We start from the raw sequence: 1023 nt of genomic DNA on the forward strand, positions 1-1023 counted from the left end.
GCCAGCGCCAGGCGCTGCCGCTGCCCGGCCGACACCCCCTGCCCGTGTTCGCCGAGGGGCGTGTCCGGCGGGAGGTCGAGCCCCACCACCCGAAGAGCCGCCGGGTCCGCCACGTCGGCCACGGTGCGGGCGTGCGGCAGCACCGGCCGCTGCGGCAGATACAGCGGTGGGGACGCCGAGACCGAGCCGGCGTCGATCCGCTGCAGGCCGGCCAGCACCCGCAGTGCGGTCGTCTTCCCGGCGCCCGATGGCCCGCGCAACGCCACCAGCGAACCGCCGCGCACTTCGAGGTGGTTCAGCCGCAGTGCGTCGCGGCTCGCGTCGGGATGCCGGACCCGGACACCGTCCGCGGTCGCCCCAACCCGGGGCGCGTCGGGGGCTGCGGGTGACGCAGCCGGACCGGTGAGGACCTCGTCGAGGTCGTCCATCACTGCGGTGGCCGCGGCGCTCGCGTGGTAGCGGGCCGCCGACTCCCGCAGCGGCCGGTACGCCTCCGGCGCCAGCAGGATGACCAGCAGCGCCGCCTCCAGCGGCATGTCGCCCGCCGCCACCCGCAGGCCCGCACCCACCGCGATCAGCCCCACCGACAGCGTGCCCAGCAGGTCCAGTGCGGTCGACGACAGGAACGCCACCCGCAGCACCCGCATCGTCGCCGCCCGGTGCCGGTCGGTCATCGCGGCCACCACCCCGGCCTGCCGGGCCGCCCGCCCGAAGACCCGCAGCGTGCCCAGGCCCCGCACCACGTCGAGGAAGTGCCCGGCCAGCCGCGCGTCCTCGTGCCAGCGCGCCTGGGCGCGCGCCCGGGTGGCCCAGCCGATCAGCGCGCCCAGCACCGGCACCAGTGGCAGCGTCAGCACGGTGATCAGCGCCGACGCCGGGTCGACGACGGCCATCGCGACCACGACCAGCGGCGGCAGCGCGACGCCCAGGATCAGCGCCGGCAGGTATCCGCCGAACCACGGCCGCATCGAGTCCAGGCCGGTCGTCAGGGCGGCGGTCAGGCGGCCGCTGCCGAAGCGGGCC

General features: G+C 77.2%; 1 protein-coding gene. It reads right to left on the bottom strand.

Features of this window, described 5'->3' with window-relative positions; all coding sequences use genetic code 11:
* A partial coding sequence (locus AB0M20_RS45625; protein WP_364307934.1) for an ABC transporter transmembrane domain-containing protein occupies positions 1-1023 on the bottom strand: 1023 nt, incomplete at both ends.

Origin of the sequence: Actinoplanes sp. NPDC051633, from assembly GCF_040681735.1 — a bacterium.
In the GTDB taxonomy this organism is placed as follows: domain Bacteria; phylum Actinomycetota; class Actinomycetes; order Mycobacteriales; family Micromonosporaceae; genus Actinoplanes.